Source organism: Cohnella rhizosphaerae, assembly GCF_029525575.1.
GTDB lineage: Bacteria > Bacillota > Bacilli > Paenibacillales > Paenibacillaceae > Cohnella > Cohnella rhizosphaerae.
Genome location: NZ_JAPDIA010000003.1, coordinates 1,743,721 through 1,769,722, shown reverse-complemented (window position 1 = coordinate 1,769,722; position 26,002 = coordinate 1,743,721). Strand labels below are relative to the sequence as shown.

Annotated in this window: 22 protein-coding genes and 4 pseudogenes; 8 read left to right on the top strand and 18 right to left on the bottom strand. The window is 61.8% G+C overall.

All coding sequences use genetic code 11. The features are described from left to right. Positions 1-37: 37 nt before the first annotated feature. Positions 38-862 (bottom strand): AraC family transcriptional regulator, encoded by an 825-nt coding sequence (locus OMP40_RS13545; RefSeq protein ID WP_277531976.1) that lies wholly within the window; start codon positions 860-862, stop codon positions 38-40. A 221-nt stretch (positions 863-1,083) separates the two neighbouring features. On the opposite strand from OMP40_RS13545, the pseudogene lacZ reads away from it, so the two are divergent. Next, a pseudogene (gene lacZ / locus OMP40_RS13540) lies at positions 1,084-3,708 on the top strand (beta-galactosidase, LacZ type); the annotation flags it as partial. A gap of 118 nt (positions 3,709-3,826) precedes the next feature. Beyond that, a complete protein-coding gene (locus tag OMP40_RS41695; RefSeq protein WP_420871927.1) occupies positions 3,827-4,144 on the top strand; it encodes a beta-galactosidase small subunit-related protein in 318 nt (105 codons plus the stop codon). A gap of 559 nt (positions 4,145-4,703) precedes the next feature. Here the strand turns inward: OMP40_RS41695 and OMP40_RS13535 are convergent. Then, positions 4,704-5,807 carry an ABC transporter substrate-binding protein gene (locus tag OMP40_RS13535; protein WP_277531975.1) on the bottom strand — a complete coding sequence of 368 codons (1,104 nt, stop codon included), beginning with the start codon at positions 5,805-5,807 and terminating at the stop codon, positions 4,704-4,706. A 226-nt stretch (positions 5,808-6,033) separates the two neighbouring features. On the opposite strand from OMP40_RS13535, the pseudogene OMP40_RS13530 reads away from it, so the two are divergent. Continuing rightward, positions 6,034-7,141, top strand: a pseudogene (locus OMP40_RS13530) (FecCD family ABC transporter permease). A gap of 2 nt (positions 7,142-7,143) precedes the next feature. Then, on the top strand, positions 7,144-7,908 hold the full coding sequence (locus OMP40_RS13525) for an ABC transporter ATP-binding protein (protein WP_277531973.1): 765 nt from the start codon (positions 7,144-7,146) through the stop codon (positions 7,906-7,908). Positions 7,909-8,178: 270 nt separating this feature from the next. Here the strand turns inward: OMP40_RS13525 and OMP40_RS13520 are convergent, their stop codons facing one another. The 10 genes and pseudogenes from OMP40_RS13520 to OMP40_RS13480 all read right to left on the bottom strand — a co-directional run bounded on the left by OMP40_RS13520 (position 8,179) and on the right by OMP40_RS13480 (position 19,315). Further along, on the bottom strand, positions 8,179-9,651 hold the full coding sequence (locus OMP40_RS13520) for a right-handed parallel beta-helix repeat-containing protein (protein WP_277531971.1): 1,473 nt from the start codon (positions 9,649-9,651) through the stop codon (positions 8,179-8,181). A gap of 132 nt (positions 9,652-9,783) precedes the next feature. After that, complete coding sequence (locus tag OMP40_RS13515; RefSeq protein ID WP_277531970.1) at positions 9,784-11,193, bottom strand: hypothetical protein; 1,410 nt, start codon at positions 11,191-11,193, stop codon at positions 9,784-9,786. A gap of 1,073 nt (positions 11,194-12,266) precedes the next feature. Continuing rightward, positions 12,267-14,087 (bottom strand): hypothetical protein, encoded by a 1,821-nt coding sequence (locus OMP40_RS13510; RefSeq protein ID WP_277531968.1) that lies wholly within the window; start codon positions 14,085-14,087, stop codon positions 12,267-12,269. Next, positions 14,014-15,573 (bottom strand): S-layer homology domain-containing protein, encoded by a 1,560-nt coding sequence (locus tag OMP40_RS13505; RefSeq protein WP_277531966.1) that lies wholly within the window; start codon positions 15,571-15,573, stop codon positions 14,014-14,016. The genes OMP40_RS13510 and OMP40_RS13505 overlap by 74 nt, the downstream gene beginning before the upstream one ends. Before the next feature lie 72 nt (positions 15,574-15,645). Further along, positions 15,646-15,750, bottom strand: a pseudogene (locus tag OMP40_RS41690) (S-layer homology domain-containing protein); the annotation flags it as partial. A 70-nt stretch (positions 15,751-15,820) separates the two neighbouring features. Next, positions 15,821-15,958 (bottom strand): hypothetical protein, encoded by a 138-nt coding sequence (locus OMP40_RS13500; protein ID WP_277531964.1) that lies wholly within the window; start codon positions 15,956-15,958, stop codon positions 15,821-15,823. Between the two features lie 223 nt (positions 15,959-16,181). Then, positions 16,182-16,418 carry a glycosyl hydrolase-related protein gene (locus OMP40_RS13495; RefSeq protein WP_277531962.1) on the bottom strand — a complete coding sequence of 79 codons (237 nt, stop codon included), beginning with the start codon at positions 16,416-16,418 and terminating at the stop codon, positions 16,182-16,184. Then, positions 16,393-18,585: an alpha-mannosidase gene (locus OMP40_RS13490; protein ID WP_277531960.1), complete on the bottom strand. Its 2,193-nt coding sequence runs from the start codon at positions 18,583-18,585 to the stop codon at positions 16,393-16,395. Before OMP40_RS13490 ends, OMP40_RS13495 begins: the two co-directional genes overlap by 26 nt. After that, positions 18,494-18,982, bottom strand: coding sequence for a glycoside hydrolase family 38 N-terminal domain-containing protein (locus tag OMP40_RS13485; protein WP_277531958.1), 489 nt, complete (start codon positions 18,980-18,982; stop codon positions 18,494-18,496). Before OMP40_RS13485 ends, OMP40_RS13490 begins: the two co-directional genes overlap by 92 nt. Before the next feature lie 21 nt (positions 18,983-19,003). Next, positions 19,004-19,315, bottom strand: a complete 312-nt coding sequence (locus tag OMP40_RS13480) for an ABC transporter permease subunit (RefSeq protein ID WP_277531956.1) — start codon at positions 19,313-19,315, stop codon at positions 19,004-19,006. Between the two features lie 4 nt (positions 19,316-19,319). Here OMP40_RS13480 and OMP40_RS13475 point away from each other — a divergent pair, with 4 nt between their 5' ends. Then, positions 19,320-19,628, top strand: coding sequence for a hypothetical protein (locus tag OMP40_RS13475; protein WP_277531955.1), 309 nt, complete (start codon positions 19,320-19,322; stop codon positions 19,626-19,628). 202 nt (positions 19,629-19,830) lie between these two features. Here OMP40_RS13475 and OMP40_RS13470 read toward each other — a convergent pair whose 3' ends face one another. The 4 genes and pseudogenes from OMP40_RS13470 to OMP40_RS41685 all read right to left on the bottom strand — a co-directional run. Further along, a complete protein-coding gene (locus OMP40_RS13470; RefSeq protein ID WP_277531953.1) occupies positions 19,831-20,313 on the bottom strand; it encodes a carbohydrate ABC transporter permease in 483 nt (160 codons plus the stop codon). A gap of 119 nt (positions 20,314-20,432) precedes the next feature. Further along, positions 20,433-20,717, bottom strand: coding sequence for a hypothetical protein (locus tag OMP40_RS13465; protein ID WP_277531951.1), 285 nt, complete (start codon positions 20,715-20,717; stop codon positions 20,433-20,435). Positions 20,718-20,748: 31 nt separating this feature from the next. Continuing rightward, the gene (locus OMP40_RS13460) at positions 20,749-21,606 is read right to left on the bottom strand and encodes an ABC transporter substrate-binding protein (RefSeq protein ID WP_277531949.1); all 858 of its coding nucleotides are present in this window, start codon (positions 21,604-21,606) and stop codon (positions 20,749-20,751) included. A gap of 64 nt (positions 21,607-21,670) precedes the next feature. After that, positions 21,671-21,994, bottom strand: a pseudogene (locus OMP40_RS41685) (hypothetical protein); the annotation flags it as partial. Positions 21,995-22,040: 46 nt separating this feature from the next. Between OMP40_RS41685 and OMP40_RS13450 the strand changes: the two are divergent. The 3 genes from OMP40_RS13450 (at position 22,041) to OMP40_RS41680 (ending at position 23,591) form a co-directional block, all read left to right on the top strand. Continuing rightward, positions 22,041-22,274 (top strand): hypothetical protein, encoded by a 234-nt coding sequence (locus tag OMP40_RS13450; protein WP_277531946.1) that lies wholly within the window; start codon positions 22,041-22,043, stop codon positions 22,272-22,274. Between the two features lie 278 nt (positions 22,275-22,552). Next, positions 22,553-23,497: a LacI family DNA-binding transcriptional regulator gene (locus OMP40_RS13445; protein ID WP_277531944.1), complete on the top strand. Its 945-nt coding sequence runs from the start codon at positions 22,553-22,555 to the stop codon at positions 23,495-23,497. Then, entirely contained in the window at positions 23,412-23,591 is a 180-nt protein-coding gene (locus tag OMP40_RS41680; RefSeq protein ID WP_420871973.1) for a hypothetical protein, read from the top strand. Before OMP40_RS13445 ends, OMP40_RS41680 begins: the two co-directional genes overlap by 86 nt. 164 nt (positions 23,592-23,755) lie before the next feature. Here OMP40_RS41680 and OMP40_RS13440 read toward each other — a convergent pair whose 3' ends face one another. Together OMP40_RS13440 and OMP40_RS13435 are read right to left on the bottom strand one after the other, a co-directional pair. Then, the gene (locus tag OMP40_RS13440; RefSeq protein ID WP_420871972.1) at positions 23,756-24,724 is read right to left on the bottom strand and encodes an LLM class flavin-dependent oxidoreductase; all 969 of its coding nucleotides are present in this window, start codon (positions 24,722-24,724) and stop codon (positions 23,756-23,758) included. A 262-nt stretch (positions 24,725-24,986) separates the two neighbouring features. Beyond that, on the bottom strand, positions 24,987-25,946 hold the full coding sequence (locus OMP40_RS13435; RefSeq protein ID WP_277531942.1) for a substrate-binding domain-containing protein: 960 nt from the start codon (positions 25,944-25,946) through the stop codon (positions 24,987-24,989). Positions 25,947-26,002 lie beyond the last annotated feature (56 nt).

Sequence of the window (26,002 nt, the reverse complement as noted above, 5' to 3'; positions counted from 1 at the left end):
GTGATGACGGTTAAAAGCGACCTAGCGCCGGACGCATTCACTCGTTCCCCGGCATCCCGTACAGCCGCCTGAACTGCTCCGGACTGAACCCCGTCGCCTTCTTGAACACGGCGCCGAAGTAGCTGGCGTTGTCGAAGCCGACGTCCCGCGCGACCTCGTGCATCCGCCTGCCCGGCGCGACGAACATGAGCTGCTTCGCCCGCCCGACGCGTTGCAGATTGACGTACTGCAGCGGTCGCATCTGAACCGTCTTCTGAAACAGCCGGCACAAATACTGCGGGGACACCCCCGCCGCCTCCGACAGTTCGCCGAGCGAGAGCGGCCGGTCCAGATGGTCCTCGATGTAAGCGACGATCGGCTTCATCCGATTCATGTCCTGCTCCCGGCTGCCTGCCGTCTGCATGCGTCCCAGCTCGAGCAGCAGCGCGTATATGCCGTGCGATCGCTCCAGATTCGCCTCGTACGAGAGCGAGTCACCCTCGAGCATCGCCGCGAACGGTTCCAGCAGCCCCGCATCCGCCAGCCGGCCGCCTCCGGAAGCGCGCCAACCGGCGTAACGCAGCAGCGCGCCTGCCTCTCGGCCGTTGAACGCGACCCACGCCATCTCCCACGGCTTCGAGACGGGGCGGTACGCATGCGCGACGCCCGGGTACAGGACGAACGCTTCGCCCGGCCCGACGCGGACGGTCCGTCCCTCGACGGTATATTCGCCGGTTCCCCGAATCGTCTGGTGCAGCTGATAATCGGGGAAGCCGTCCTCGCGCTCGGTCTCCGGCTGGTGCTCCCAATAACCGATCGAGGTCACGTACACCGGCAGCAGCGACGTCCGGTCCGTACGGCTGAACAGCATCTTGCTCTTCACCTGACATCGCTCGTTTCATATTTTTATAGTTCCGAATAAAATCCTGCTATATAACCACTCTATCATACGGACTATAATGTGAATATATTAATGACTTCTATTGAAGAGGAGCGCTGCGAGTGCGTCAGAAACTGCAATACACGCCGCCGGCCAACGGCTACCCCGAATGGAACAACAATCCCGATATCTTCCAGTTGAACCGATTGGAAGCGCATTCCCATATGATGGCCTATGCATCCGCCGAAGGCGTGCTCGCCGGAGATCCGGCCGCGTCGTCTTACTTCTTTTCCCTAAACGGCACGTGGAAATTCTCGCTGGCGGACACGCCCGAACAGCGTGCGCGCGACTTTTACCGGACCGACTTCGACAGCAGCGGCTGGGCTGACATGCCGGTGCCTTCTCATTGGCAATTCCAGGGCTACGACTACCCGCAATATACGAATATTCGCTATCCGTGGTCGGAACGCGAGCCCGAGCTGAAGGCACCGTTCGCGCCTACGACTTACAACCCCGTCGGATCCTACGTCCGTTCGTTCGAGGTCCCCGCTTCCTGGGCAGGCCAGCCCGTATTCTTAAGCTTCCAAGGCGTCGAGTCCGCCTTCTATGTCTGGGTCAACGGCGAGCTGGCGGGCTATAGCGAGGACACGTTTACGCCTGCGGAGTTCGACATTACGGCCTATCTATTTGAAGGGGAAAACAAGCTTGCCGTCGAGGTGTACCGCTGGTGCGACGCGAGCTGGCTGGAGGATCAGGACTTCTGGCGGCTGTCCGGCATTTTCCGCGACGTATACCTGTATTCCGCTCCGCCGCTGCGGGTAGCGGATTTCTTCGCGAAGCCGACGCTGGACGCCGACTATCGCGACGCGGTACTGACCGTGGACGTCAAGCTGGAAAATTACTTCGGCTACCGCTATGACGCGAGTCGCCTGGAGCTGCAGCTTTACGACGCGTCCGGCCGCGCCGTGTGGGATGCCGCCCATTCGCTGGCTGTCGCCTCCGCTTCCGAGGAAGCGCTCGCGCTGACGCTGTCCGCCCCGGTGACGGCGCCGCTCAAGTGGAGCGCCGAAGCGCCTCATTTATATACGCTGGTCCTGTCGCTCTATGGCGACGACGGCGCGCTGCTGCAAGCGACCGGCTGCCGCATCGGTTTCCGTGCGTTCGAACTCAAAGACGGGCTTATGAAAATTAACGGAGAGCGGATTGTGTTTAAAGGCGTCAACCGCCACGAATTTTCCTGCGATACCGGACGCGCGTTGAGCAAGGCGGACATGGTTCGCGATATCCTGCTCATGAAAACGCACAACGTCAATGCCGTCCGAACCTCGCACTATCCGAATCAACCGGTCTGGTACGACCTTTGCGACGAATACGGCCTGTATGTCATCGACGAGACCAATCTCGAGACGCACGGCAGTTGGGAATACGGACAGGAGGAAGAAAAGGAATTCAACGTGCCGGGCAGCAAGCCCGAGTGGCGGGACAACGTGCTCGACCGCGCCAACTCGATGATGCAGCGGGACAAAAACCATCCGTCCATCGTCATCTGGTCGCTCGGCAACGAGTCGTTCGGCGGCGAGAACTTCATCGCGATGCACGATTTTCTGAAGCAGGCCGATCCGTCGCGCCTCGTGCATTATGAAGGCACGTTCCATCACCGAGCTTACGATGCCGCGTCCGACATCGAGTCGACGATGTACGTCAAGCCTGCGGACGTCGAGCGCTATGCGCTAAGCAAGCCTAAGAAGCCGTATATCCTGTGCGAGTACAGTCATGCAATGGGCAATTCGTGCGGCGGCCTGCACCTGTACTGGGAGCTGTTCGACAAGTACGACATCTTGCAGGGCGCGTTCATCTGGGACTGGGTCGACCAGGCGATCCGCACGCGCACGCCGGACGGCGTGGAGTATCTGGCTTACGGCGGCGACTTCGGCGAGTCCCCGCACGACGGCAACTTCAGCGGCAACGGCTTGCTCTTCGCGGACCGGAGCGTCACCCCCAAGCTGCTCGAGGTTAAAAAGTGCTACCAGAACGCAGCATGGACGGCAGTCGATCTGCGCGAAGGACGCTTCAGCGTCCGCAACAAGCACCTGTTCACTGACCTGTCGGCGTACGCGCTGCGCTGGGAGCTCGCGATCGACGGCGTGGCGAGAGAGAACGGCGTGCTGGAGTTGGCGCTGGCGCCGGGCGAGTCCGCCGAGATCGCCGTACCTTATGCTTGGGACGCGCTGCCCGGCGACGGCGAGGCGACGCTGCTGCTGTCGCTCGTCTTGAAGGCCGACACGGCTTGGGCGGCCGCCGGTCACGAAGTCGCGTGGGAGCAGTTCGTGCTGAAGGCGCGGGAGGCCGCTGGAACCGATGCCGGTTCGTCTGCCGACGCGCTGGTTGCCGCAGCCGGCGAGAGCGCTGTCGCAGATGTTGTCGCCGCGGTCATTGCAGCGGCGTCCGGCGATTCGCTGACGGTGACGGGCGAGCGATTCGTCCTGCGCTTCGACCGCACGACCGGCGTCTTGGCCTCCTATGCGGTCGACGGCCGCGAGCTGTTGATCGCGCCGCTGCAGCCCTATTTCTGGCGCCCCCAGACCGACAACGACAGGGGCAACAAAATGGGCGAACGCTGCGCGATCTGGCGCGACGCGGGCGGTACGCTGCAGCTCGTCGGACTGGACGCGCGCGCGGCCGGCTCGTCGCAAGTCGTGACCGCCGCTTATCGCCTGGCGAACGATCCGTCCACCGCGGTCGCGCTGCGCTGCGAGATCCGTCCGGACGGCGCCGTCGAGGCGACGCTTGAGCTCAGTCCGGGCAGCGACGCGCTGCCCGAGCTGCCGGCGTTCGGCCTCCTGTTCGAGCTGGACGGCGCGCTGGACGCGGTGTCCTGGTACGGCCGCGGCCCGCACGAGAACTATTCGGGACCGCCGCACAAGCGCGCGCCTCGGCCGCTTCTCCGGCAAGGTCGCCGAGCAGTTCGTGCCGTACCTGCGTCCGCAGGAATGCGGCAACAAGACGGACGTGCGCTACGCCGCGCTGACGGGCGAGGACGGGCGCGGCCTGCGCTTCGAGAGCGCGCTGCCGTTCGAGCTGAACGCACTTCCGTGGTCCCCGGCCGAGCTGGAGGCGAGCGACCACCCGTACAAGCTGCCGCCGAGCCGCGGCAGCATCGTGCGCGTGAACTTCAAGCAGATGGGCGTCGGCGGCGACGACAGCTGGGGAGCGCCTACGCACGAAGCCTACACGCTCCCGGCCAATCGGCCGTATTCCTTCCGAATGACGTTTAAGCCGGTTTGATCGGCGGCTCCAACGCTTTAAAACAAGGCCCGGTGTGCGCGCATGCGCGGCGCCGGGCCTTGTTTGCGTCGGAGACAGCCAGCGTCCGCTGCGGTTAGCGCCTGCGCGGGTCCCGCCCGGTACTCTTTAGCCGCACCGCCGCCTTTCGCTCGCCTGCCTCTCCTACCTCGCCTGCCTCGCGTGCCTCGCCTACCTCGCCATCCACGCCGACGTCCCCCCTGACCGCTATCTAAATAGTTGTCAAAAGACATTTATCTCATGCGAAAGCCGGCTCAAAACAAAAATAATGATCAAAAGGCATCTAATTTCGCCCCCCGCCGTTAAAATCACAACCAACCGGCTCCATTAACTGCCTTTTGACAACTATCGCTCCCCCCATTTCGTCCGCAAACGAAATTAGCTGCCTTTTAACAACTAACGCTCCGCGCCATCGCCCCATGCATGCAAAAAAAGGCACCGTCAGGGACAAGCCTCCTGCGATGCCTCTTCCTTTTAATTCCGTACACGTTTACCTGCAGTACACGTTTAATTTCTTTACGCGTTTACCTGCCATGCTCGCTTACTTGCCGTACACTTCCTGCCCCAGCTTTTCCGCGGCCGCCATGATCTGATCGCCGTAGCCCCAGAACGCGTTAAAGTCGATCACATAGATCCGCTTGTTCTTGATCGCCGGAATGTCCTGCAGCGCAGGGTTGGCATACGCCGCTTTGAGCGTGGACTCAGGATCCTGCGCGCCGGTGTAGTAGGACAGCAGCAGCACGTCCGGCTTCTCGGCGACCAGCTGTTCGATGCTGACCTCGTACCCGTCGACGTCGTGGAAGGCATTGTTCAGCTTGATCAGGGACAGCGCGTCGTGCTGAAACGAGTCGTGGGAGCCGCTGTCCACGCTGAGCGTGCCGTCTCCGGTGTCGTTGACGATGGCGAACTTCTGCGCGGCCTCGCCCTCGTACTTGGCCTTCAACGCATCCGCGCGTTCCTTCAGCTTGGCGATATGAGCCGCTGCTTTGTCTTGAACGTCGAAGATCTTGCCGATCTCTTCGATATCGCGGTACAAGCTGGCAAGCGTCGCGCCCTGCAGGCTGGCATTGTTCACGTAGGTATGAATGCCCAAGCTATTCAGGCTGTCCACCGAGCCGTTGCCCCAGTCCGCGTCCGCGAACAGCCCCGCACGTCCGATGACGAGATCCGGGTTCGTGCCGACGACCGGCTCCTTGCTGACGTAGCCTTGCGCGAGCACCGGAATCTTCTTGAATTCCTCCGCCGATACTTCGGGATCGGCTGCGCCGTTCAATGCGGCCACGCCGACCAGCTTATCGCCGAGCCCCAGCTTGATGAGCAGCTCCGCGACCGGCTGCGTATTGGCGACCACGCGTTCCGGCGCCTTGTCGAAGGTCTGCTGTTTGGGCTTCTGATCTTCTCCCTCGCCCGACAGCGCATAGTTGTCGATGACGAGCGGGTATACGGTTTTGCCGCTTGCGGTTGCGCTAGAATCCGGCGTACTGGAAGAGGGCGATGCGGACGACGAGGCTTCCCCGGAGGCAGTCGCCGATGAAGAGGCTGCGCCCTTATCGTTATTGCCGCCCGAGCACCCGGCCGCGAGCAGCATGAATGCAGTGACGAGTACGAGCGTGAGGATAGAGAATGGATGGATACGCTTGCGCATGAATGAACCCCTTTTCTGATGTCAAATCATTTTTCTTTTTCTGAAGCATAATTCTGATGCGAACTCACTTTTCTACCCTTACACAATTGATAATGATTATCATTATTCATGATTTCTCTTTTATTTGTCAACAGATTTTGTAAAAATAATTGACAACGATTATCAATCTCATCTATTCTTAGGCTGACTTCATCCGACTTTCAGACACCGAAAGGATCGTTTTCCTATGTCACGCACGCCAACGGCGGCCAACGCCCCCGTGCAACAATCGGCAATCTCCTCGCGCGCCGGGTTTCTGCTCCTCCAGCTCGGCCTGATTATCGTCGCCGTACTTTCCGTCGTCATCGCCGTGGCGCTAGGCCAGGTAGACATTCCGGTCGCGGATTCGTACCGAATTCTGCTCTATCACGTGACGGGCATCCGGATCGGCAACCTGCAGGAGCTCGTATCGGGCTCGAACGTCAGCATCATCTGGAATATCCGATTCCCCCCGCGTGCTGCTCGCGCTGCTCGTCGGGGCCGGCCTCAGCATGTGCGGCACGGTCATGCAGGCTACGGTGCAAAACCCGCTTGCCGATCCATACATTCTCGGCATCTCGTCGGGCGCTTCGCTCGGCGCGACCTTCTCCATTCTGGTCGGCTTCGGCGCGTCCAGCCTGCTCGGGCAGACGGGCCTCGCCTTCTGGGCATTCGCCGGCGCGTTCGGCGCTTCGATGCTCGTCCTGACGCTGGCCGGCATCGGCGGCAAGATGTCGTCGGTCAAGCTCGTGCTGTCGGGAATGGTCATCAACGCCCTGTGCACCGCTTTTACCGACTTCATCATCTACTTCGCCAACAACGCCGAGGGCATTCGCTCCGTCACCTTCTGGTCGATGGGCAGCCTGGCCCCGGCCTCTTGGGATCGTCTCCCCCTCGTCGCCATCGTCGTGGGCTGCGCCGTCCTGCTGTTCCTGCTGCAATTCCGCATCCTCAACACGATGCTCCTCGGCGAAGAAGCCGCGGTCACGCTTGGCGTAAATCTATACTTTTACCGCCGGATCTATCTGGTGCTCACCGCCGTCGTCACCGGCGTGCTGGTCGCGAGCTGCGGCACGATCGGCTTCGTCGGCCTCATCATCCCGCATCTAGTCCGGGGGCTCGTCGGTTCCGATCATCGGCGCCTGATGCCGACTTCGATCCTGATCGGCGGCATTTTCCTCGTCTGGACGGACGTCATCGCCCGCACCGCCATTCCGAAGGCCGAGCTGCCCATCGGGATCATCACGGCCATGATCGGGGCGCCGCTGTTTATGTACATGCTCGTGAAAAAAGGCTACGAGTTCGGAGGGAAATAGAGATGAACCTGGACGTGAAGCGCCTGTCCGTATCGCTCGGCCGCGCCGACATCGTGAGCGACCTCTCGCTCAAGGTGCACGGCAAGCAGTTCGTCGGTCTCATCGGCCCGAACGGCTGCGGCAAGTCGACGCTGCTCAAGAGCATTTACAAGGTCATCAAGCCTGACCGGGGCGAGGTCACGCTCGCGAACACGGACCTGATCAAGTCGCCGCCAAAAAAAATCGCGCAAATGATGGGCGTCGTCGGGCAGTTCAACGACCTCAGCTTCGACTTTGCCGTGCGCGAGATGGTGCTGATGGGCCGGACGCCGCACAAGCGCATGCTCGACGCGGACAATGCCGCGGATCTGGCGCTCGTGGAGCAGGCGCTGCGCCAGGTCGGCATGGAGCGCTACGCGGATCGCAGCTACCTGTCCCTGTCCGGCGGCGAGAAGCAGCGGGTCATCCTCGCGCGGGCGCTCGCCCAGGAGCCGAAGTTCCTCGTGCTCGACGAACCGACCAACCACCTGGACATCAAATATCAGCTCCAGATCCTGAACATCGTCAAGCGGCTCGATATCGGCGTTCTCGCGGCGCTGCACGATCTCTCGCTCGCCGCGAAGTACTGCGACTACCTCTACGTCGTGAAACAGGGGCGCATCGCGGCGGAAGGCACGCCCCGGGAGGTCATTACGCGGCGGGTCATCGCGGACGTGTTCGAGGTGGAATGCGAGACGTATATGAATCCGGTGACCGGGGAGCTGGGGATTGCGTATTTAACATCGTAGTAACGCGCACACGCATTCACTCTTTCGGATCTGCTTTCATAGCTGACCGGCCCATTAAACCTTGGGAGGAAATCCGCCCGGGCTTTCGGCGCTAACATTAAGAAGGCACCCGAGCTCGGGTGCCTTCTTAATTATGTTCGCATTTTAGGCCATTTGTTCGCCCTCATCGCGATGCGCGCGGGTTCCCGCGGCGCAGAAGCTCAATAATGCGAAGCCAGATCGTTGCCCGCCCAGTCCGAGGTCGGCGCCACATGCTGGGCGTCGTCCGTATTAGGCGCTGCGCCATCGGCGGCATACCAGTTGCCTCCGCAGCGCTTGGAGCCGATCGCCGAGCCGTAAGGATCGTTGAGCGTGAAGTAATTGGTCGAATCTGCGCCCCAGTAGCTGTCGCTCGCGCTTCCAAGCTGACCGAAGCCGGTCCCTCGCGATGCGAAATAGCCGAGCCCGACCGCTCCGCTTCCCGCCGGCGACGCGCGGAAAACGTTGTTCCGGACCGTATTGGCGATCGTATGATAGGTCGTCCCCCCTTGTCTCCGCGAGCACAAAGGCAATCACTTGGTTGCCCCCGCTCGGCAAGTCCGAGTAAGCAGAGGCGCCGGCGGCGGCAAAAAAGCCGTTGGTGGCCGGATCGGTATAAGCGGCGTCGCCCACCTTGTTCGTCGCGCGATTGTTCAGTGCCGTATTGCCCTCGATCGTGCTGTGCGAGGTATCGGCGACGATCATCGCAAACCCCGATCCGTAAGCAATGCTATGGTACGCCGTATCCGCCGCGGGAAAGGCGCGTGCGCCAGGGTCGTAGCTGTAGTTGTTCTCGATCACAAAGTCGCGCGCCTGCACGATATCGATGCCGTTGCCGCAGTTGTCGTACAGCGTGTTGCCGCGAATCAACGCTCCGTTCGCATTGTCGATCGAATAAACGCCCGCGCCGGGGATGGGTACGGTCGGCGTAGCGCCTCCGCCATTCATGCAATCGAAGCCATTGTGATGCAGCGTGCTGTCCAGCACCTGCCCGTACCCCGCGAGCGTAACGCCGTCGCACTTGTTGTAATAAACTTCGGATTGCCGCACGACATTCGCGCCGCCCGCAGCGGCCAGACCGGATACGAAAATGACGCCGTACGTGCTGTTGTAAATTTGATTGTGCTCCGTCACGTTGCCCCGTGCGGAAGCATCGACAATATAAATGCCGGTCACCGTTTTCGCAGCCTTTTGCGATACCGGGTTGGGCGCTTGCGGCGCGTCGCCGCCTTTAATATGATTATTGTTCAAATTGTTGCTGTCTCCCCAGATCTGCACGACGGCTTTGCAAGGATACGCACCGACAATGTACTGATTGTTGTAGTTGAGCGTCAGCAAGCTGACGGTCGCGCCGTCGCCGGCCAGCTTAACGACGAATTCGGCTGGTGCGGCCAGCTTCAGCTCGGGCCAGGTCGTATGATTGGCCGTCAGTACGTCGCCGTCGCCCAGCACCAGCCCCTGCGACAGCGGAAAAGTGCCGTCCTCCAACCGCGCGACCCCATATTGGTCCAGACTGTACTGGATGCGTTCGTAATTGTCCTGCGCGGCGGTCGGTCCCGTCGCGGGCGCGATCTGCTGCGCCTGCGCATAGGTGAGCATATTGCCGGGCGAGATGGCGGAGACGGCGGGCAGTCCGAACGGCCAGCCGGCCAGGCAGGGCAGAGCGAGAGACAGCGACAGCAGGAGCGCAAGCAGCGGACGTGCGGGGCGAAGCGATCGTGACATGAAGGTCAGCTCCTTTAGAGTAAGTGAAAGCATGCGGCGGAAGCCGCCAAACAGGCTTCGCCGAGAACAACCGGGGCTCGGCATCGCCAACCCCCGGTTCCCTTCCGGCGCCGTTCAGGGCTTGACGTCCGCTCAGTGCATGGTCAGCTCGTCGAAAGCGATCGAGACGAGGCCGCCCCAATCGAAGGCCGTCTCGGCGATGACGACCTTTACATAAAGCGTACCGTCCTGGCCGGCCCACGGCGTCAGATCGATGCGGTGCTCGCCTCCCTCGGTCAGCTCGGCCACCGGCGTATTCGCCGTATCGGCGCTGGCGCCTGCGTAGACGGATATTTTGGACCCGAATACGCCTGCGCGCACCCTCAGCTTCGCCTGAAGGCCAAGGAAGACGTCCTCCAGACTGTCAAGCTTGTAAAGGAGCGTCGCTTGCGACTTGACCGGCCAAGTGCCGTCCGGTCCGCCGCTGCCCGCATAGGCGCCCCGGATCGCCGGCTCGAACACGCCGGGGCCGGTCTCGACGCGGGCATAAACTGCATGGTCGGCCGTCATCAGTACATCGTCGGTCGCTACCGCATAATCCGCATTGGCGGCTGCCGTATTGCACACGGATTCGTCGCCGCAGACCGCTCGGCTTGCGAGATCGCTCGCATAGATGCTGCGTACCCTCGTAACCGCGATGTCGAACTTGCGCTCGAAGATGAGCCCATCCTGGACGGCCCTTACGGTGACGAAGGTCCGACCGGGCGCGGCGCCGGTCACGACGCCGGCCGCGGACACGTTCGCCACGGCCGTATCGCCGCTCGCGAACGACAGCGAGTACTGAGACGGATCGATCGTATAGCCCTCCGCATTGTAGACGCTGGCCGCGATCGACACCGTATCGCCGACTCCCAGCGCCGTCTTCGGCAGCGTGGCGGCGAGGCCCGCCGCCACGCTGGATAAAATCTTCAGCGTCACCGTATTGGACACAACCGCCCGGCCGCCGTTGTATACGTATGCCCGCACCGTCGTCTCGCCCGCATGCAGCAGCTTCACCCCGCCGGCCGTCGCTTGCGCGAGTGCAGGATCGCCGACGTCATAGTAAACGCGAACATCGTTCATCGCCACCGGATCTCCGTTGTCGTAGCGGGCTACGAGATTTAGCGGCGCGGAGGCGCCTGCGAGACCGCCGTCCGCCGTCAACGTCAGCTCCGCGGTCGCCAACTCCCGTTCGTCCGCCTTCTTGCGGATGCGGACGTCGTTCAGGCTGGCCCAGGTGTCGTCCTGCGTCTCGCGCAGCTCGCATTTGATATACACGACAGTCCAGGCCGACGTATAAGCGCCAAGCTGCAGACTGCGAGCCATCTTGTAATTGCCCTCGTCGCCCCCCGGTTCAATGCCGCCGACTTCCGTCCACGCAGTCCCGTCGGGACTTACATACCACTTCACGCTCTGCGACTCCGGATTGCCCACGATGGCGCGTCCGCTGTACTCGACGGCCAGTTCGGCGAGCGGAGAGGCGCTGTCGATCTTCCAGATCAGGGCCCCCCGGTCTGGCCACATCGTCCGGACGCGCGACCTTATCTTTGTAATTGCTGTCGAGCGGCGCAATTCGGATATTGTCGACGCTAAAGGTGCGGGATTGCCAGTCGCCGTCCGCCGACTCGAACGTTTCGGCGACGAGCGTGTCGTACACCTCGGACACGGAAATGGCCCGCGGGGTGCTGCCTTCATATGAATACGGGCTGTACACGACCGTCACCCGATCGCCTTCCGACAGGCCCAGATCGTCGCTCCGGGCGGTCAGGATGCTGCTCCCGGTCGCCTTGGGCGAATCGAGTACGGCGCTTGGCCCCAGCTCGTAGCGATACGCGCCGTCCAGCTCGATCCAGGCGTTCCGCAGCTCGCCGCGGATCGAGATCGGCGAGATCGCGGTGATCGTGCCGCTGCGGTAGCCGTAGTACGCCCGGATGCGCGTCACCTCGCCCTGTTCATTCAGCGTCAGGCGCAGCAGCTCGCCGTTGCCCACCACCGCGAGCGGCACGGGCGTTAACGTCTCGTCCGTCGCGCCGTCCGCACCGCGGAGCACGACGACATTGTCCGCCAGCTTCAGCTTCACGTAGTTGGCGTATTCGCCAATGGCCGGGTCCTGCGCGGTCACATACAAATAGCCTTCCGGCGCAGGCAGCCCGGTGTCGTTATCCTTGGCGACGTACTGCGCCTCAAACGCATCCGGGTAATTTTTGCCTTCGCGTCCCGCCGCCTGTACCACAAAAGTCGCCATACCTCCGACCGCACGAACGACCGATGCTTCCCCGCCGGTCGCCCGCGCAATCGTGTACACGCCCGGCGCTTCGGCGGCGACCGCATAGTCCGCATTTTCAAGGCCCGACAGCGTCAACGTGATTTCATGCATCTGGGCGGCAGATAACGAGATTCGCCAGCGCTTCGGGCCGCTCTCGTACAGCACCGCCTCGAACACGCCTCCGTCCCCGTCTTTGACGCTGACCGGATAGCGCCCCAACCGCCCCTCGCCCTTGACGGCGAATCGGGCCGGCAGCGACTCCGACAAGCCGCGCGACAACAGACGGGTGACGCTGACGTAGCGCGCTCCCTCGTAAAGAGCCATGGCGGAGTTATAAATATCGTCTTCCCCCCGCTTTTTGCCGATACAGACCGAGCAGCCGCTCGGCGTCCGCGCGATAACCGGTCCACAGATTCCGCTCGCGCGACTCGTCCACCGTGTATCGGCTTCCGTCCGCCTGTCCGCTGGCATGCTCGCGCTTGGCGTACATTTTCACCGACCAGACGGACGTCCAGCTGTACAGGCTGTCCGGCAGTCCTTCCGAGTACAGTCGCAGCTCGACATAGGCAACATTCGACGTCCGGTCGATCGCATCGCTCACGTCGACGTAAGCCGTACTGAAGTTCTTGAGCGTCTTTACGGGAGACAAATGCGCCTGATCCCGACCGGCCCATATCTCCACGCGACTCGTGGCGCTCAGCTCGCTCAGCGCGCGCCCTTGCACCTGAACGGCCAGGCCGTGCGTCAGCGGCTCCCCGCCGTTATCCGCTCTGAACGTCAGGCTGCCGCCCGCCGCATCGCCGCTGTCCGCCGTGACGACGAGCTTTTCGCCGAGCACGTCGCGCTTTACGCCGCGCGCCGCGACGAGCGACTCGTTGGCCTCCAGCGAATGTTCGTCCCTGAACGCGTAATCGACCAGCGGTACGTCGTAGGCGGGAACCGCCGTTTTATCCTGCCGCACCCCATCCATCCCGCGTACGAGGGTGCCGTCCTCGGGCTTGAAATTGTAAATGTTCACGTAATCGGCACCGTACGAATACGCCTGCTTGAGCATGGTCAGATCGGTGACGCTCGAACGTTCGGCGTTCACGTCCGCATATTTGCCGCGCGCGACGATATAGTCGAGATAGCGCGGGTCCATATCTCCCGCCCACTCGCCGCCGTAGCGGATATCCCGCACCATGTGCGTCTCCCAGGCACCGCGTTTCTCGTCCCAATCGGGGTAGTTCGGCGTAGGAAACATATGCGTATAGGCGTTGTCCACCAACTGCTCTTCCGGATATGCGATGCGGTCTCCATCCACGACGATGGCGTCATAACCGTATCCGCTCGCGATCGCGCCGGACAACGTCGTGATATACGAGGTCAGATTGCGCACCATCCATTCCTTCTCCCGGGGAGACAGGCCATCCTCCGGGTCGAGCGTCACGCCGTCGCGCGCCGCGTCCGCGATCACCTCGGGGCCGAAGTCGCCGCCAGCCTCCGGCGAAGCGTTAAAGGCGAAGAACGGCCAGTACAAAGGCTCGTTTTCCGTAAAGACGGAAACAGGCGCGATGCTCGAGCCCTCCGCCTTGAGCTCGGACGTGCGTCGCGACAGATACGCCGCGATATCGCGCACCTTGTCCGCGCGCACCTCGTTGTAGTGGTCGTTATTCATCGTGAGCCACGGTGTGTTCGACCAGATATTCGGCGTGGACAGCTTCCAGTTGCCCCGGCCGTCGATGTTCAACGGATCGTACACAATCTGGTTGTAAGCGATATCCGTCCAATAGCCGCCTTTGCCGTCCGGTCCCGTCGGCGTGCCGCCCCACCAGGCGTTGAGGCTGAGATGGACCGGCAGGCCGGTGTCTCGGGACAGCGCCAGCAAATAATCGAGCCTGCGGTGCAGCTCCTCCTTTTCCCAGTGCATGTACAGGATATCGAACGCGATGGCCGGCTCGTACATCGACAGCCCCTCGTAAGGCTGTACGAGCGATCGGACTAGCGCCAGATCCGCGGCATAATCGTGCCAGTTCAGCGCAGGCTGGAACAAGCCGGTCTTCATCGGACGGTTCACCGCTTCGGCAGCGGCGAGCGCTTCAAAGTCGTCGTAAGCCCAGATGCGGCCAAAGTTGACGCGGCGGTCTCCGTCGCTTCGCAGCGTGATCCGCAAGCGGCCATTTGAATCGACCCGCCCGGCAGGCACCTCGACAAAAAAAGTGATTCGGCCCCGCGGACGCTTCCTCATAGGTCCGGTAGTAGGTCGGCTCTCCAGCCGTCAGCACCGTGTACGCCAGCGCGCCGGCGGCCCGCGTGTGAATCTCCTCCAGCTCCAGCGTTGCCGGCTCGCCGGGGGAGAGCCCCGATAACTCAAAATCGATCGTCGAAAGCTGGCCGGACATATAGCGGACGGTGTATGAATCGCTCAACTCGCCTACCTCGGTATGAATCGTATCGACACCCGAGTCGCCTGTCGTCACTAGCCCGGCGCGCGCCTCTTCCTTCGCGTCGCCAAAAGTCAGTCGGGGCGCGGGCGTCGCCGTTGGCGTTGCCGTTGGCGTGGCCGTTGGAGTGACAGTCGGTGTCGCCGTCGGCGTTGGCGTAGCTGTGGGTGTCGTTGCCGGCGTTGACGGCCCGTCCGAGCCTCCGCCTCCCTCCGCCAGCGCTATGCCCTCGCCGAGCTCCAGATCATCCGGGCGTCGTTCGAATTTGACGCCGTTCGCGCTTACCTTCGCTTTGACGATGCGTCCGCTCCCGCTCACGGACGCCGCCGCATCCAGCGACAACGCCTCGACGCTGCTTCCCGCATCCAGATCGAGCTTTGCCCCGCCAGCGCGACTGCCTACCGACAGCGAGCCGATCTGCGCCCTTCGGATCGTCAGCGCTCCGGCTGCATCCATCTCGACGCGACTGAAGCTGCCGTCCTTCAGCGTCGTCGCCGCGCCGCCCGCTTCCAGTAGAACCCTGGCATAGTCCCCTTCCAGCGTCGCCCCGCTCAGCAGCCGAATTTTCGCCGCGGAAGTCTTCCCTTCGGCGAGCAGGCGAACGCGATCGTCGCGTTTGCGTACGACCACGTCTCCGGTGATGACCGTATCGCGCAGAATTACGCTGTTCGTCCCTCCGCCGTTCACAATCAGCCTGCCCTCGATCCGCACCCCGTCCAGCGTCAGTTCGCCGTCGCTTATACCCTCGGCCGCATACAGGTCCCCATGGATCGTCACCCCTCGCAGCGTGACGTCCGCAGCCGCGACGACCATGTTGCCCTCGGCCGGCTGCGCATCATAAATGCCCGGCGCGGCGATCAGACTGCCCGTCAGCCTGTCGATCATTTGAAGCGCCTCCGCGCGGGTCAGATTCGCCTTCGGCTCGAAGCGGCCGGCCGACCGGCCCGACACGACACCTGCCTCGGCGAGCCTCGTTACCGCGCCGCTCGCCCAGTTCCCGATCTCGCCGGCATCCGTGAACGCTAGACGCTGCTCTGCCGCTCCGCTCTGAGCGCCATCCAGCAGATTCGTCTGGTAGGCCCTGTCGAGCATAACGACCGCCTCCTGACGGGAGACCGGCGCATTGGGCCGGTAATGTCCCGCTCCGTCGCCTTGCACGACGCCCGCGTCACTCGCCCTAAGCAGCGCTTCCCCGTACCAGGCGCCAGCCGGCATATCTGCCGCATCCTGCGTCTGCATCGGCGGCGCATAACCGAATATCCGGTCCAGCAGCGCGGCGAACTCCGCCCGGCTGATCTGCCGGTTCGGACGGAATGTGCCGTCTCCGTAGCCCTGCAGAAGCCCTGCGGCCTGCCACTTCGCGATCGCTTGCCCCGCCCAATGCGTGCCGATGTCTATTAGCGGCTTTCCGCCAGTCGGAAGCTCGCTCGCGGGGATATCGGCCAGCGAAGCTGCCGCACCGCTAACTTCCGCGCCGCTTGCCGCCTCCCCCCATCGATGCTGCGGCTGCAGTGTTCCACGCCGGCAGCGCGGGCCAGCCGCTCATACCGATTGCCGCCGCCAGCACGGCGGACAGCACTCTCTTGCTCTTTCTGGCCATAGGTATTTTCATCTCCTTTGTGTTGTTCCGTCCTGTCTTAGCTTGCCGACATCCCCCAAGAAATGAATACGCTTACATTCATGTTGTCGAAAAATGCATTCCCTCTTGCAATCGCTCAAGCGCCGTTAAACGCCTTTTTCCTGAATGAAGGGGATATCGTTCAAAAGGCAATTAAAACGATATCCCCATGCAAACAGTCAAACGTTCAGCTTTTCCGCTCGCCCTATCTCAGGCGAACCGTCCTAATCTCCTTCGCGCCCAGCGTCACCGACAGCCGTAGGCCGTCCGGCAGTCGCTCCGGCTGCAGCGACGCCAGGGGCGAGCCGTCGAGCCCGGTCTCCTCCACACTCGTCAGCGGCAGCCGCAGCTCGATCGTGCCCGTGCGGGGTCCCTCGGCCAAATTGACGAGCCGCAGCTCGATGCCGTCGCCGCCGTCAGGCGCGGGACGCAGCGCCGTCACGCACAAGGACGCATCGTCCACTTCCAGCCAGCTGCGTTCTACGGGCAGTGACGCACCGTCGCCTGCGGACCATGCCGCCCCCCGCCAGCGCGGCTGCCGGCTGCGGCGCATCTCCCGCATCGATACGGCATAGCGGCGGCGCAGCGAGCTCGTCGGCGAGCCGCCACGGCGCCTCGACCTCGGGCCCGGTTCCAACCGTCAGACCGTATGAAAACGTCAGCTTGCGCTGAACCTGACCGCCCGCGGCAGCCAGGCCCGGTCCCGGACGATTAATCGTCGACATGCCCCGGTCCGCGCCGCCCAGATGCGACACGCTGCGCAGCAGCGTAATCGCGAGCGTACCGGTGCAGCCGTCCTCCGTCGCGGAGACCCATTCGAACTCATGCAGGCCCTCCGCCGTCAACACCAGCCGGCTTTGCGCGCCGTCCGCCGCCAAATAGCCTTGAAACGGAAAACAGGTCGGCTCATTTTCGATCCATGCATCCTCCGTCGGCTGCGCGGGACGCTCCGGCCAGCGCATCGTATCGTACGCCGCACCCGCCAGCACCGTCCCTCGTTTGCCCTGCACCGGAAATAGCAGGCGCAGCCGATGGTCGCGCGCCTTGTTATCCACGGTCGTCCGACACCGAATCGTGCGGCTGCCGTCATGCAGCGTCAGCTCCGTCACGATGTCCAGCGCGGTCAGCTCCTCGTCGCGGCGGCGGGCATCGCCGCCGGCCGAGCGGGGAACCGGCAGCTTGTAGCGTACGACCAGCGTACGCCAATCCCTGCCCTCCCCACGTACGGAGATGCTGCGGACGACGCCTCCGGTCATGCATGCGTTCAGCACGGGCGGCGAGTACGAGTACTCGTCTCCCACGTCGCCGCAATCCTCGAACCGATGCAGACCGGTCCGCACTTCGCCGGTCGCAAGGTCGGTCCAGGTCAGCGTCCCGTCCCGCTCGGCCTTCACGGCGATGAGTCCGTTGTCGATCGTATCGGAGGCCGGAAGCGCCGGCAGGCCCGACAGGATCGGCTGCCGCCGCAGGCGCGCCGACAGCAGCCGGTGCCCGTAAGCCGGAAGGTTGCGCAGCAGCACGCGCGCCGTATGACGGACGACCTCCCGCTTGCCCAGCGGATAACGGGCCGAGTCCGTCTCGATCGGGCACACCCGCTCGATGCCCACGATCTCGGCCTCATAACGCCTGCCGTCGGCGCCCTCAAGCAGAACGGAGCGATAGACCGTATCGTCGTCGGCGTCGAGCGCGATATCGACGAGCGCGTCTCGCCGCCAGGGCAGCGCGTTGAATACCAGCACCGACGCGTTGCCCTCGGGCAAGCCGCTGCGGTCGACCGATCCGGACATACGGGCGAGCGCCTCGACGACAAGCTGGTCGCCGATCTGTCCCGCTTTGGCGAAGCGCGTCTCCATCTCGTCGTGCACGGCGTCGATGCTGCAGCCGCAGATGCTGTCGTGCGGATGGTTCTGCAATACATAACGCCATGCCTGCCGGACAAAAGCCGGATGATGAACGCCTCCCAGCAACAGCGATAGCGCCTCGAGCGGCTCTGCGGCCTTTTCCAGGAGCGCTTGCGCGCGGGCGTTCTGCTGTTTCAGATAAACGCGCGACGACAGCACGTGCGGCAAAATCGTATTGATCGCGCCGCCCGGTTGATGGTTCGTCCGTCGCAGCGCGCCGGCGACGACCGGTCGCGACGGAGCGCTGCGACGGACATCGGCACCTGCCTCCTTCGCGGACCCGGCTCCGATTTCTTCCATCGTCATAGCCGCAGCTTGGTCGCCTCCGAGCGCCGCTTCCAGATAGTCGGCCATCGTCGAATGAATCAGTCGCGTCTCCTCGCGCGCATTCCACCAATCGACAAGCGCGGGGATATGCGGCTGCGGCTCCATATGATCGAAGCCGTTCATCAGCAGCACCTGGCCGCTGCGGGCGTACGGCGCGATATCCCCGAGCAGCTCGCGCAGTCGCGCTGCAGCGGCCTCGGGCTCCTCAGGCAGCTCCATCGCGCTCGTATAGCCGTATTGATAAGGCAGATGCGCGGCGGCAACCCGATCGCCGCTCGGCGCCTCCCAGTCAAACTCGGTCGGCGTCTCCTCGGGCGTCCCGTTCAGTCCGCGCCATACGACCGCACGGTCGATGCCATAACGCCTCAGCAGCTGCGGCATCTGCGAGATATGGCCGAACGTGTCGGGCAGATAGCCCGCCTGCAGCAGCGGGCCGAACGCCGCCCCCCGAACGCCGACCTTCCTCCAGATTGCGCAAGATCGACTCGCCGCTGACGAGAAATTCGTCCATCAGCACGTACCACGGCCCGATCGACAGCCGCCCTTCGGACACGAGCCGCTTCAGCGCGTCCCGGCGCTCCGGGCGCAGCTCCAAATAATCCTCCAGCACGATCGTCTGTCCGTCCAGATGGAACCGGTAGCCCGGCTGCCGCTCCATCGTGTCCAGCAACCTGTCGATCAGACCGACGAGCCTGAACCTGAACGTTTCGAACGGTAAATACCACTCTCTGTCCCAATGCGTATGCGATACCAGATGGATCGCCTTGGTCTTGCCCATGAACTCTAGCCTCCTGCATCGTTAAGCTTTGACTGCGCCGGATGTCATCCCTTGAACAAAATATTTCATCGTAAACGCGAACAGCGCCATCAGCGGAATCGAAGCGAGCGTCATGCCCGAAAAGACCGAGCCGTAAATGATCTGCTGCGGGTCCATAAAACGGTAAAGACCGACCGTCACCGTTGTCTTGGCCTGATCCGACAGCACGAGCAGCGGCCATATGAAGTCGTTCCAGGTCGACAGCACGTTCACGAGTCCCATCGACAGGAAGATCGGCACCGCCAGCGGCAGCACCAGCCGGAAGAACACGATCAACTCTCCGCCGCCGTCCATTCGGATGCTCTCGATCAGCTCTCGGGGAATCTCCTCGAAAAAAAGTGCGGAACACGAAAATGACGACGAGCTGTCCGGTCGCGATGTAGGGCAATATCGCCGCCCACGGACTGTTGATCAGGTGCAGCTTCGTGACGAGCACGAACTGCGGAATCAGCGTGAGGATGCCCGGGATCATAAGAAAGGAAAGCAAAATGGCGAACAGCGCAGACTTGAGCGGAAATTCGAATCTGGCGAACACGTAAGCGCTCAGGCTGGCGGCGAGCAGCACGCCAAGCACCGAGAGGCCCGAGATGACGACAGAATTTTTTAAATAAAGCCAAATCTTGCCGAAGGCGTCCGTCATAAACTCCGTATGCACCGTGAGCGGCAGGCCGAAGTAATTGACCGACAGCTGATAGTTGGTCTTGAACGCCGTCACGACCATGAAGTACATCGGGAACAGCGTAAAAAACAGCAGCGCGAACAGGATTCCGGCTGCGATCGCACGCGAGGCGCGTTTGTGCAGCATACCGCTACCCCCTTTCCCGCATGACCTTCATATTCAGCAGCGTCAAGCCAAGCGTCAGCACGAAAAGGATGACCCCGATCGCCGAGCCGGCCCCGAGCTTGCCGTAGGTGAAGGCATGGTTGAACATGTACAGGCCGGGCACCGTCGTATCGTAGCCCGGTCCGCCCTTCGTCATAATGAGCTGGTCGCTGAACTGCTGCGTGCCGCCGATCAGCACGAGCACCGTCGTGAGCCGAATCTGCGGCATGATGAGCTTCAGATCGACCGCCCAAAATATTTTTCCGGGGGAAGCGCCGTCCATCCGCGCCGCCTCCCGAAGCGATTCGTCGATATTTTGAAAGCCCGCCAGGTAAATCAGGAAGCCCAGACCGCTCACCCAGGGAAAGCCCTTCATCATGATCGCGCCCATCGCCGTCGCCTGGCTGTCCCCGAGCCATACGCGCTGCCAGCTGTCCAGCCCCAGATGGTCTAGCGCATAGTTGAGCATCCCGCTGTTGGGCTCGTAAAAAAAACAGCCAGAACATCGTGACGACCATACCCGGCAGCACCATCGGCACCGTAAAGGCGATTTTGAAAAAGCCGCCCAGTCGCGTTTGTCCCATGGCGTTAATGAGGTAGGCGCCCACGATGGACGCCCCCCTGCAGCACGACGATATGCCAAGCGAGAAACGCCAGCAAAATGAGGAAGCTGTTCAAAAAAGCCCTGTCGCCAAGCAACGTCTTGTAATTGTCCAGACCGACGTAGCTCGGATGCAGATAATTGCTCGTGCTCCAATCCAGGAAGGAAATTCGGAACGCCTCGAAGGCCGGGTACACGAGAAAAAGTCCGACGAACGCGAAGGTAGGCAGCAAGCATGCGTAAAGCCACGCATAATGAATTTTTTTGCTCATGAAAACTCCTATTCCCCCCCATGGGAGAGGCTTACTTCAGGTAAGAATCCGCCTTCCACTCGGGATGGTTTTTAATCGCCTCGGCAGCGTACTTTTTCAGATCCTTGCCATATTCGGCCAGGAACTTGTCGGCTTTGATGCGCCCCGCCATGTAGTCCTGCAGGTTTTTAAACCACTTGTCCTTCTGCTCCGGCGTAAGTTCGTTGGCAAGGAATTCGAGCTTGTCGTCGGTACCGAACGTCGCCATGATCGGCTTCAGAATATCCGGCACCTCGACGCCCTGCACGACCGGGATCAGGTTAAGATCCTCCGCGAGCACTTTGGCGCCGCCGTCCGGCGCGCTCATATATTGCAAGAAGTTCAGCGCGGCGGCATCGGCCTTGTTTTTCTCCGCGTTGCGCGAGATCGCGAAGTTCGGCGTCGAACCGATCTTGTAGTTGAAGCGCTTATCCCCGCCGAATTGCGAATAAGCCTTGTCCAGATACGGAATCGGCGCCACGCCGTAGTTTACCGGGAAGCCTCCCTCCTTGTGCTGGTTCGGATACCAGCTGCCGTTGAGCGTCATGGCGGACTTGCCTTCGTTGAAAATGCCTTCGAACTCCCAGCTCGCGCTGTTGAAGCCTTCGTTCAAATACGGCACCAGCTCGCCGATAAAGCGCAAATACTCCTTCAGTTCCGGCGCTTCCGCCGTGACTTTGTCCTCCATGACGGCGATCGCCCACTCGTTCAGTTCCACCTTGCCGGACTGGTTGAGATCCAGCTCGCCCTGGCGAGACTTCCACAGATAGCCGAACAGGTCTCCCGCGAACCAGCCGATATTCCAGTCCATCGAATTTTGGATGCTGAACGGCACGTAGCCCGCTGCCTTCGCTTTTTTTAGCCACCTCAAGAAACTCGGTAATCGTGGCCGGCGGCTCCGTCACGCCGATTTTCGCGAAGATATCCTTGTTGTAATACAGATTGACCGTGACGACTTGGTTCGGAATGCCGTACAGATGAGGATTGTTCGCGTCGGTGTTGTCGATCGCCGATTCGATCAGCCCCGGCAAAAACGACTCCCGCCACGGTTTGTTCGTATACGGGCTTACCTGATCGAGATACGGCAAAACATCGACGATCCAGCCGTTTTTGTAAGCGTCGGCAAGCTTGGTCGTGCCGCTGACGATCTCCGGCTCCGACGAGGCGACGAACTGCGCTTGCAGCCAGTTTTCCGACTCCTGCGCCGGGATGTACTTGAGCGAGGCTTTGTTGCCGGTCGCCGCATTGAAGCCGTCCACGATCTTCTGATAGGCGGGCCATGCGTACTCGCCCTGGTTATGTACGATGGACAAGGACACGGGCGCCGCCGAAGGCGCGGGCGCGCTGCCGGAAGCTGCAGCAGGCTGCGAGGCGTTCGCGGAGCCTGCGGACGAAGACGGCGAAGTCGCCGGGCTGTTGTTGGTCCCGCACGCGGACAACATGGCGGCGGTGAGCGTCAGGGACAAGACGGTGACGCTTGATTTTTTCATTTTTTTGTTCCTCCCCGTTTATGTGAACGTTCACATTACGTCTCGATAATAATGCACCCTGGAAGCGGTGTCAATCTTCTTAGGGAAAATAAATCTAGTTTTTTTGTATTTTTGTTACCGTTCACATAATTAATTTGTTATTATTAAAAAAAGTCTAGTATTTTAAAGATAAATGAGTATATAAAAATTATGTGAACGATCACATTAAATTCGACCCGAAGCTTCTGATTCCATTCCGAATGTTGTATTTTAAAGATAAAACAATTAGTCTATAGAAATACCATTCATACCCATGTTAACGATCTCATATTAGAGGGGAAATACAGAATGGCCAGTACAATCAATGACGTCGCCAAGCTTGCGGGCGTATCGCGACAAACCGTATCGCGCGTAATCAATGAACCGACGCTCGTCAATTCCAAGACGCTGGACAAGGTACAGCGCGCCATCAAGATTCTTGACTACCATCCGAATATCACCGCCCGATTTCTCGCCAACAAGCGCGTCAAAACCATCGGGTTATACATGCCGTTTTCGGCGGATCAGGTGCGGCAGAACCTGTTTTTCTCGACGCTATCGTCCGTCGTTTGCCAGTTCTGCTCGCAACATGACTATATCATGCAGCTCTTCACCTCGTTGACGCGCGAGGATTCGGGGCGACTGTTCGCCAGACTGTACAAGGAACGCCAGGTCGGCGGGCTCATCCTGACCTGCCCCTCGGTATCCAACGAGGAGCTGATCAGCCTGCTGACAGAGAAGATTCCGTTCATCATCGTCGGGCGCCCCGGCCTGCAGACGGAGCAGATCCCCTACGTAGACGTGGACAATGTCGAAGCGGGCCGTCTGGCGACGGCCCATCTGATCGATTACGGCCACCGTCGGATCGGTTTCCTTAACGGGCCGGCCGATATGACCCTGTCGGAAGATCTCAGACAGGGTGTAACCGCATGCGCTGCGGCGCATTCGGCGGAACAGCCGCTCATCCTCGAGGCAGAGACCGATTTGACCTTCGCGGCGGGCTATGTGGAAGCGCTGCGACTGTTGACCTCGCCCAAGAGACCGACCGCTATTTTCACGGCGGACGATCTGCTCGCGATCGGCGTCAAAAAAAGCGGCCGACGAGCTGGGCTTGCGCATCCCCGAAGACCTGTCGGTCCTCAGCGGCGTTCAGACCGGCTGGGGCCATATTTTCCCTGGTGCGCTGACTTATATCGATACGCAGTTCGAACGGCTGGGCGATATTGCGGCAGAATATCTGGCACGCAGCATTGAAGAGGGGGGAAGTCGAAGGATCGGCGCGCGTACTCGAGGTGAGGCTGGTAGAAGGGCAAACCTGCGGCCCGGCGCCGCGGGATGGCGAAGTTAAGAAACAGGCATAATGTCGCCTTGCTCCAGCCGGCTCGCCGGCGGGCAAGACGGACGGGAGCATTTCGTCCCGACCGGCGGTACGATAAAACAAAGAGGCTCCGCTCGGAGCCTCTTTGTTTCGGTTGTTGCGGAAATTGCGGAGTCACGGAAATCGTTAGCGGGTCATGCCTCCGGCTGCACCGCATGCCGCAGACCGGCCTGCTCGAGCAGCGGGATGACGCTCTCGCCGAAGTAGACGAGCTCCGGCTCGTAATCGTAAAACGTGATCTGGATGCCGTCGATGCCCGCCGCGTGAAGCTGGCCGAGCTGCTCCGCGACGTCCTCCGGCGAGCCGACGACGTGCAGATGGCCGCCCACGGCGCGCCCTCTGGCGCTATGCTCGAGCCAGGACTGGCTGTCGCCGGCCTTGTGGCGCGCCGAGAAGCTGCCGATCGCGCCGAGATCGGCGTGGTCCATGATCGCCTGATAGTAGGCGAACGCCTCCTCGCGCGTCGGACGCACGATGATCGTCGGGTTGATAATGACGCGGATCTTGCGGCCGAGCGCGGCTGCGGCGTTCTTGACCGTCGCCACGTGCGCCGGCAGCTTGGGCAGCGCGTCGGCGAGCTTCTCGCCGGCCGGGCTCGAGACGAACACGACGTCGGAATACTTGGACGCGTAGTCGAAGCCCGCAGGCGAACCCGAAGCCGTCGCCAGCACGGGGCGGCCGTACAGCGGACGCGGGGAGACGTACGCCTCCTCGAGGTTATAGAACTCGCCTTTGTAAGTCAGGTTGTCCACGCCGGACCAAAGCGCGTTGCAGATACGCGTAAACTCGGCGGATTGCGCGTAGCGACGGTCGTGATCGCCGCGGGTGACGCCGAACATCTTGGGCTCGTTCTCCGCGTAGCCCGTCACGATGTTCGCCCCGAAGCGGCCCTGCGAGATATGGTCGGCGGTCGCCAGGAACTTCGCCAGATGCATCGGATGCCACGGCCCGTACAAAATGTGAATGGTGCCCATCAGCAAAATGCGGCGCGTCGCGGACGCGAGCGCGACCGCGGACACGAACGGGTCGAGGAAGTTTTCCCGGTAGCCGGTCTCTCCGCCGAAGCCGCCCTTGGGCAGCCATTGCGACAGGCCGAAGGCGATGTCGAAGCCTAAGTTTTCCGCTTGCTGCGTCAGCCGCTTGTTGTACTCGAACGACCAGTCGGTGCCCCGCGGCAGCGTCGATTGGGACCAGCCCCCCCGTCTGCAGCGGCAGGAACAAGCCGAGCATGAGCGGCTGGGAGAACGCCCGCGACAGCGGGCTGTCCGGCAGATTCTGGGGCTCTTCCGGCATCCAGAGCTGCTGATCTTGTTGATTGGAGGCGCTCATCGCATCCCTCTCCTATCCCCTATGGATAATATTGACTCAGGTATGCCAGACCGACGGGTGGAAAACTTCCTCCGGCGCCAGTCCCCGCTTCAGCAGGCCGTCCTCGCGCAAATAACCCATGAACTTGCCGATCTGCGACCAATTGGCGGACGCGCCGTAAGGCCAGATATCGTCGTTCATCAGCTTCGACGAGCGCTCCACCGACTCCCAGCCCCACGGGTCGGAGCTGTTGTTCTTGATCGTTTCGAGCTGCGCGGCGATGCCCTGGTTCTTGATATCGAGCATCAGCTCGTACAGGAGACGAGGCAGCTCCGGATGGCGCTCCACCGTCTCCGTCCTCAGCGATACCAGGTGCATGATCGGAAAAATGCCGGTGCGCTCGTAATACGCCCGCTCCTCGTCCCACACGTTCGGGATGAGCCGGCGGATGACGCCGCCCTCGCCCGAAGCCGGGAACAGATGCGCCGGCGGACGGCGCGCCGACATGACCGCGTCGACGCGTCCTTCCGCCAGCGCTTCGAAGATGTCGCCCTCCGCGAGCGTAGCCGGGATGTCCACGGGCACCCGCTCCGGACGGAACGTGAACCACTGCAGCTCGTCGCCGCGGATCGCCCACTCTTCGCGGAACATGCCTCTTACCCACACGGCCGCCGTCATCTGGAATTCGGGAAACCCGAAGCGTTTGCCCTTCAGCTCGGAAGGATGACGCAGCGGACTGTCCGCGCGCACGTAGATCGCATTGTGCCGGAACGAACGCGACAGAAAGACGGGGATGGCCGTCAGACGCGTATCTCCGCCGCCCTTGGCGATCAAGTACGAAGCGAGCGACAGCTCGGCCACGTCGTACGCCGCCTCGGATATTTGGTTGATAAAAATTTGCTCCACCGTTTCCCGCTTGGCTTCGATCTCGAAGCCGGCCGGACGACGGGCGCCGGACAGCAGCTTGAGCGTGCGGTCGCTCTCCGACATCGCGACCGTCAGCTTCGGTTGGGTCATGGTCCGTCCGCTCCTTCCTTTTTCCGCAATCGATTTACAAAACGCTTCACAATGAA